2 protein-coding genes and 2 pseudogenes are annotated in these 1,874 nt (G+C 74.1%); 1 reads left to right on the forward strand and 3 read right to left on the reverse strand.

Features of this window, described 5'->3' with window-relative positions:
• The 3 genes and pseudogenes from ACWCO3_RS34320 to dut all read right to left on the reverse strand — a co-directional run.
• Positions 1 to 109: pseudogene (locus ACWCO3_RS34320) on the reverse strand (arginine repressor); the annotation flags it as partial.
• Positions 70 to 630 (reverse strand): annotated as a pseudogene (locus ACWCO3_RS34325) (DUF3710 domain-containing protein); the annotation flags it as partial. The pseudogenes ACWCO3_RS34320 and ACWCO3_RS34325, both read right to left, overlap by 40 nt.
• A 25-nt stretch (positions 631 to 655) precedes the next feature.
• Positions 656 to 1,192 carry a dUTP diphosphatase gene (gene dut, locus ACWCO3_RS34330; RefSeq protein WP_145784895.1) on the reverse strand — a complete coding sequence of 179 codons (537 nt, stop codon included), beginning with the start codon at positions 1,190 to 1,192 and terminating at the stop codon, positions 656 to 658.
• A gap of 84 nt (positions 1,193 to 1,276) precedes the next feature.
• On the opposite strand from dut, the gene ACWCO3_RS34335 reads away from it, so the two are divergent.
• Entirely contained in the window at positions 1,277 to 1,807 is a 531-nt protein-coding gene (locus ACWCO3_RS34335) for a DUF3093 domain-containing protein (protein WP_435826030.1), read from the forward strand.
• Positions 1,808 to 1,874 lie beyond the last annotated feature (67 nt).

Below are 1,874 nucleotides of genomic sequence, written 5' to 3' on the forward strand. Positions count from 1 at the left end.
CGACGAGGATGGTGTCGTCGCCGGCGATCGTGCCGACGATCTCCGGCAGACCCGCCCGGTCCAACGCGCTGCCTCCTGGCCACGGTCGACCACCAGGCCGTCGAGGCACTCCACGAGCGGCCCGGCCAGGGCCGGGTCGGTGGCCACCGGGCCCTGGAACACGCCGCGGACCATCCAGCGCGGCCCGTCGACGCCGACGAACCGCAGGTTCGTCGGGCCGTCCGGGGTACGCACCTGGGCGTGCAGCTCCGGGCCGTACTCGCCGTCGACCTCCTGCGCGCTCGCGCCGTCGCGCAGCAGCGACTGGCGGATCTCCTCGCGCACCTCGTCCCAGATCCCCTCGGACCGGGGGGCGGCGAACACGCCCAACTGGAGGGCGTTGTCGCCGTGCACCAGCACGACCTGCTGGATCACGCCCTGCGGGTCGGCCTGCACCCGCACCTCGACGTCGGCGATCGCCGGGATGTGCAGGCTGCCCAGATCGAGCCGCTGCACATCGTCGTAGCTCTCGGAGATGTCGTACGGGCCGCGCTCCAACGACGGCGCCGCATCGCCCTGGTCCGGGACCTGGGTGGCCCGCTCGTCACGGGTCTGCCGCTCGGCATCGGCCCGCTTTCGGGAGAAGATCACTGCGCCCACCCTCCGCTGTTCACACTCACCCTGCCATTTCTTCCGTCTGCCCGCGGCCCGGCTCGTCCGGCCGCCGCTCGACCCGGTCCTGGCCCGTCGGCGACGGCACCAGCCCAGCGTGCCCGCCGGTGGAACCGTGCCCGCCGGTGCCACGCCGGGATGCGGGCAGCTCGACCACCGGCTCGAACCGCGCCCGCGCGACCTGTTGGATCACGAGCTGTGCGATCCGGTCGCCGCGGGAGATCTTCGCCGGCACATCCCGATCATGGTTGATCAGGTTGACCAGAATCTCACCCCGGTAGCCGGCGTCGACCGTACCGGGCGCGTTGAGCACCGTCACGCCGAGCCTGGCCGCCAAACCGGAACGGGGGTGGACCAGACCCACGTACCCCTCCGGCAACGCGATGGCCACACCGGTGGGCACCAGGGCGCGGCCGCCGGGTGGCAGCTCCACGTCCGCGGCCGCCACCAGGTCGGCCCCGGCGTCGCCGGGGTGGGCGTACGTGGGCAGCGGCAGCTCGGAGTCGAGCAGCTGCACGGGCACGGGTACGACGTCGGTCACGGGTCCCCTCTTCCGTCCGGTTATCGGGGTGACCCTGCCATCCTGCCGGTTCGTCGAGCCGCCGTGCGCCGTACCCTCGCAGGAGTGAGCATGTCGCCCTCTCCGTCCGCCGATCAGCCGCCGGTCGACGTCCGCACGGCGTACACCGAACGGCTGGACCTGCCCTGGTGGCTGTGGCTGGCCGGGCTGGTGGCCGCCGCGCTGCTGGCCGTCGAGATCTGGATGGGCGCCCCCGGCGTCCGCTCCTGGCTGCCGTTCGCCGTGCTGCTGCCACTCACCGCGGTCGGGTTGTGGTGGCTGGGCCGGATCCGGGTCGCGGTCGTCGGCTCCGAGCTGCGGGTGGACGACGCCCGCCTGCCGGTCCGCTTCGTGGCCGACGTGGTGCCGCTGGACGTGGCCGGCCGTCGTGAGGTGCTCGGGGTCGGCGCGGACCCGCTCGCGTTCGTGGTGCAGCGCCCGTGGATCGGCGGCGCCGTGCAGGTGGTGCTCGACGACCCGGCCGACCCGACCCCGTTCTGGGTGGTGAGCACGCGGCATCCCGTCGAGCTGGCCGAGGCCGTGCTGGCCGCGCGGGACGCGCTGGCGTTCTCCGGCCCGGCCAACGAGCAGGGCTGACCCGACCCGCTCAGGTGCCCGTCGGTGGGCCCGGCAGGGCAGTCGGTGGCGCGGGCCGGGCGATGCC

It is taken from the genome of Micromonospora sp. NPDC002411, from assembly GCF_053592955.1.